The organism is Kitasatospora sp. MBT63, assembly GCF_000710465.2.
Taxonomy (GTDB): Bacteria; Actinomycetota; Actinomycetes; order Streptomycetales; family Streptomycetaceae; genus Kitasatospora.
Map to the genome: position 1 here is coordinate 1 of NZ_JAIZ01000467.1, position 5,363 is coordinate 5,363.

Annotated in this window: 4 protein-coding genes; 2 read left to right on the top strand and 2 right to left on the bottom strand. The window is 66.6% G+C overall.

The features are described 5' to 3' along the window. The coding region (locus tag AA75_RS25315) for a hypothetical protein (protein ID WP_206743452.1) at positions 1-498 on the top strand (498 nt) is incomplete at its 5' end. 13 nt (positions 499-511) lie between these two features. Here the strand turns inward: AA75_RS25315 and AA75_RS47870 are convergent. Continuing rightward, positions 512-1,621: a family 16 glycosylhydrolase gene (locus tag AA75_RS47870; RefSeq protein WP_233289185.1), complete on the bottom strand. Its 1,110-nt coding sequence runs from the start codon at positions 1,619-1,621 to the stop codon at positions 512-514. 956 nt (positions 1,622-2,577) lie between these two features. Here AA75_RS47870 and AA75_RS25325 point away from each other — a divergent pair. Next, positions 2,578-3,957 (top strand): sensor histidine kinase, encoded by a 1,380-nt coding sequence (locus tag AA75_RS25325; RefSeq protein WP_158515563.1) that lies wholly within the window; start codon positions 2,578-2,580, stop codon positions 3,955-3,957. A gap of 553 nt (positions 3,958-4,510) precedes the next feature. Here AA75_RS25325 and AA75_RS49745 read toward each other — a convergent pair. Next, a partial coding sequence (locus AA75_RS49745; protein ID WP_158515564.1) for a hypothetical protein occupies positions 4,511-5,363 on the bottom strand: 853 nt, incomplete at its 5' end.

A 5,363-nucleotide genomic window follows, 5' to 3' on the forward strand; every position in this document is an offset into this window, starting at 1 on the left:
CACACGGCGGCCCCTCTCCCACCCGCCGGCCTCCCCCGGCCCACCCCCACGTCGGCCCCGCAGGAGCGGCGGCGTCGCCACGTGGTCGAATTCCTCTCGCTGGCCGCACTGGTGCTGGTCCCGTGGACCGTGCATCTGGGACTGACTCTGCCCTCGAGCTATCACGTCCACGCATGGCGGGTCGCCTGGGTCGGGTTCGACGTGCTGCTGCTGGCCGCCCTGGCCCTCACGGCCTTCCTCGCACACCGCCGCCGGCCGCCGGTGATTCCCGCAGTGGCCGCCGCCGTGATGCTCGTCTGCGACGCGTGGTTCGACGTATCCCTCGCCCTCGGCGCACCCGGCTTCTGGGCCGCCCTGGCGTCAGCCGTCTTCGTGGAACTCCCGCTGGCCGGTTATCTCCTGCACCGTGCCACGCTCGCCTGCCGCCGGCCCGGGAACTCGGGGCCGTCCCCACCGACGGCAACGGCGTCACCTGCCCCGGAGCCGCCCGGAGTCTGATGGGAGCCCTGTATCAGCGGTAGACCCGGATGTAGTCCGCGGCGAACGTGATCGGCGCGGTGCCGGTGGGCGCCGGGTGGTACTGGCCGGCGCTCAGCGACAGGTTGAGGATCAGGTACGCGGACCAGTCGGCGCCGACGCCGGTGTTGTCGGAGAACACCTTCACACCGTTGACGTACCAGTCGACCGAGTCGGCGCCGTAGTAGGTACCGATGGCGACCCAGGTGTCCTTGGCGACGGCGTTGGCGTCGGTGTAGTACTTCGAACCCGGATCGACGAAGTTGGTCAGCTCCAGCAGGTTCGGGTTGTCGGGGTGGTACTCGAAGGAGTCGATCTCCCCGTTGCCGTTCTTCCAGGTCCACAGCGCCGGCCAGGCCCCGCTGCCGGACGGCAGCTTCACCAGGGTCTCGGCGTAGTCGCCGGTCCTCACCTGGAAGCCCTCGCCGGAGTACTCGGTGGTGAGCAGCCCGGTGTCCCAGGACTGCCTGCCGTTCTCCAGCTTGTTGGCACCCGGCTTGGCGGTGAAGGTGGCGACGCCGCCGGAGACGCTGACCCCGTCCTTGCTCAGCCAGTCGAGCTTGTTGTCGTCCGGGTTGTGGTTGCCGTACTTGTACGAGCTGCTCTTGTCGGTGGTCCAGCGGGTGGTGTTGAGGCTGTCGAACTCGTCGGACCAGGTCAGCGCCTTGCCGGGGACGGGCGAGCCGGCGCCGGGCGCCGGGACGGGGGTGGGCGCCGGGGTCGGCGCGGAGGTGGAGCCCGGGTCAGGAGTACCCGGCTCCGCAGGCCGGGCGACATGGGAACCAGGAACGGGCGCCACCAGAGGCGCGACGATCAGAGGCCGGGACGGCAGGTTGTGCCACACACCCGCGAGGTCCTGCCAAAAGCCGAACTCGGTGTAGATACCACCCGGCAGGGTACGGGCGGCGCTGGTGAAGGTGACACCGCCCGGGCAGATCTGCACGTTGGAGGCGTTCCCTGGGAAGTCCAGGTTGTGTCCGGCCGCGTCACGGACGCCGACGCCGAGCGTCCGGGCGGTGAAGCAGCCGGAGGAGTGCACCGTGAGGCTCGCCTTGGTGGATACGTCGGCCGATGCGAAGAACGGCGACAGGGCGTCCTGCGTCACCGTCGTGCCTGTGGCCCTCGGGTATCCGACCGGCGGGGCAGCCGCGAACACGGCGGCTCCTACGGCCACGGGAAGAACTGCGGCAGCGGAGGCTATTCGCACAGCTACTCCTTCACGCACCGCCTGAGCAGTGCTTCTCACTGGCGCGATCCAAGGCCAGGCACGTACGCAGCGTCATGGTCCGAGCAGTCAAACCATGCCAGGGCTGCCGTGCGAACCGCTTTCAGTGGCTTCCCGTGGACGGCCGTCCGACGCCGCGCGCCTGGTCCTGGCGGGCACAGCCCCAGGCCAGTCATACAACGCTGACGATAACCTTGCCGTTCTTGCCGGCAGGCAGGGCCTCCACCGAACGCTCCGCTCCAGAGCCCTGCCATCCCGGATCCGCGAGAGTGTCGGGCATCCTCGCCCCTGCGGGTGGGTCCGCCGGTTGACGCCGAATGGGTGACTGAGGCGCGCAGCCAGCGGACAGGGACCCGCTCCCGTCCGCAGCCGTGTACGTGTGCGTGTGCGTGTCCGGAAGAACAACACCGATCGCGCCGGTTGCCGCCCGGAAGTCCATGGCTCGTTCGAACGCTTCGCCGAACGGTGGAAGCGGCCATCCAGCGGGCAGGGCATCCTGACAGAGCCACCCCCGCAGCGGCGATGGCGGGGACCACCGCACCACCCACCCCCCCGCCATCGCCGCTCCCCCTTCGTCCGGTGGAGGCCGGGAGGCCGCTGCCCGCTCTCCGGCCACGGTGCTTCCCGGCGATGGCCGCACCTCTCCGGGGCTCCGCAGCACACTCACCGTGACCGCCGGGCGTACCGGGGCCGGCCCGTGCGCTGCCCTGCCCGGGCTAGGGGCCGGTTCGGCGGGGCAGTCAGCCTGTAGCACACTGGCAATGGAGCGAACCGGTCGAAGGACGGCTCGGCCCCGCCTTTCTGGTCACAGAATGCACACGGTCAGGTGGAAGCTGATGGAAAGCAGCCAAGCGAACCAAGTGATCCCCGCCGCGCAGTCTGCAGAGGAGTCCGTTGAGGCGGACTGGCAGCAGACCGGATTCCGGGGTCCGGATCACTGGCGCCTGTCGCCTCGGAGACTGCACGGCTACCTGCGTCCTGAGCAGCCCGTACTGCCCGATCTTGACGCGGGGCGAGCCATCGAGCGGGTCTACGCGGCCCATCAGGCGAAATCGGCCCGGGTCCAGTCGGTCCTGCGGCTGGCATACATCACCTTGATGACCATGGATCTCGCGCTCTTCCCCCCCAGGGAGCACGTGACCGCCGCGATCGCGTTGGCCGCATGCTACGTGGTGTGGGGCGCGGTGATGCTCATCGGCGCCTGGCGGAATGAACTCGGGGGATGGGCGGCATGGAGTGTCCTAGGGGTGGACCTGCCCGTGCTGACCGCAATCCTGATCGTCGCCGGCACTTTCACCGACTCGAAGTGGTCATCGCCGTTCTCCGGGGACGTGTACGTCCTGATGCCGATCCTCGCCTCCTTCCAGCTGCGCCCACGTCTCACAGCCATCACCGGAGCAGCTGCTACCTGCACCTATGCCTTGGCCTCGGGCATCGGGCATTCGCATGCCGGTCCGGACCTCCACTACACGCTGGTGCACGCGGTTCTCATCGCGGTGGTCAGCACGGCGGGCGTCCTGCTCTCCTGGATCCAACAGTCACGGGTGGGAATGATCGCTGATCTCGCCCATCACCGTTCATGGCTGGTGGCGAACAACGTCGCCGCCGGTGAGCGTGACCGACGCCAGTTGTCCGAAGCCCTGCATGACGGACCGCTGCAGAACGTCCTGGTCGCCCGGCAAGACATAGCGGAGGTCCCCGGCTGCGAGGCTTTGGAACGGGCGGACAACGCCCTGAAGGCAACGGCCGCGCAGCTTCGCTCACAGGTCACCGAGCTGCATCCGGCTGTCCTGGAACACGGTGGGCTGGAACAGGCGCTGCACGGACTCGCCGAGCGGGCCGGGAAGCGCAGTGGTTTCGCGGTCAAGGTCCGTTGCGATCGGCGTACCCTCGGCTCCTCGATGAACGAACTGCTCTACAACTGCAGTCGCGAGCTGATCGCCAACATCGCGAAGCATGCCCACGCTACGACCGTCCAGATCGATCTGATCACCTTGCCGGACCGCGTCCACCTGACGATCGCCGACAACGGAGTGGGCATACCCGACGGATCCCTGCATTCCAAAGCGGCTCAGGGGCACATCGGACTGGCTTCTCAGCGTATTCGGATCAGCGACGCGGGCGGCACACTAGAACTCCGCCCGAACGTTCCGTCCGGAACGCTCGCCGAGATCTCCGTCCCGTTCTCGGGCGGAGCTTCGAGTGAAGGCCTGTAGTCCGTGGTGCCGGGTCGCCGACGCGAGATCCAGCTCGACAGCTCGCGCCGGCGACCCGGCAGACTACTGCACGCTCGTCGGCTGCGGACCGTGGAGGCTGCGGGCGGGAGCGACAGCGAGTGCTGCGGGCCCGTGGCCGATCGGGACGACGGCAGCGGCCCAAGGCCCCACCGCGGCCACAACTCCTCCAGCTCCCGGCGACCGTGGGCGCTGAGCCCCGCAACCGCCCGGTCCACCGGTTCCCGCAGCCCCGCACCGTGTCCCACCACGGCGCGAGCGTCCCAGACACCACCGACACCTGCCGGGGGTATGGCAGGAACTGCAGGGGGATGGCCGGGTCACGGACACCGTCGTCGAACACGAGCGCGCTTGAATTCAAGCGCTCGTGTTCGATTTCGGTCCGGCCGGTCGGTCAAACCCGCAGCACACTGCAATAGTGAAGCTCCGACCGATGGCACGTTTAGTAAGATCATCACACTCTCAGCAAGGGATTTCACCTCCCCACCTGTCCCGACCAGGACATTTCACGTTCCCGATACGGGACGGAAGGCGCTCAGGCGTCGCCATAGATAATATCGACCGTCCTTTTGTCGACATTGCCCATCGCGTGATATTTGACTTCAAATTTCAGCACATTCGCAAGCTCCATGTTCCTCCGATCTATCAAGATCGATATGAACTCATTATTTTGAACCATCGGCCATGACATCTGCCCCACCGATAGCAGCCCTGGAGTGTCACGGTTCATTGTCGAATTGGGCTGAAATTCCGTCCCCGGGCCGTCGTACTTCCATTGGCGCGGGTTATTTTTGACAAGGGAAACCAGGCGGGTGCGCTCGCTGGCTGCAAGCTGAGCGGGGGCCGGCACCTGACCCATGGAAGCCGTGGGTCCGAAGGACATGTAGCCCGGCACGGTGCTCTTCACTTCAAAGTTCTTACTGAGAGCCTCCCTTATGCCCCAGCTCGCTTTTGCAAACCGCACCATTCTGAAGTCAGCAGGATTCCGATGGGGCGGAATGGCATAAGTGGTGAAGACTGGGACATCCACGGTCGGCCGGAATTTTTTGCCATTTTCATTAAGATGGTTTGGAACGTCAGTGACCTGCACCGGGGAGACAACAAGATTGGCGCCAACTGTCTGTGGTCGGGCAGCCTTGGCGGTGAGCAGGGTCTCCTCGTGGGCGTTAAGGGTCAGATCTGCCCGAGGCAGACTTCTCGGGGGCTGGGGGACTTCGCTGCGTATCGCCAGGAGTCGTTTTACCAGCTGGCGCTCCTCAGCCCGCCCTGACTGGGCCGGGGTCTCATAGATGTCTCCGAGGCGCATTTTCTGTCGCTTCTGCATGAGGTCGGCAGCGCTGATTCGAATGTTGCCGGTGGGGTCGGTGTGGTTGATGGGGTCGGCGCCG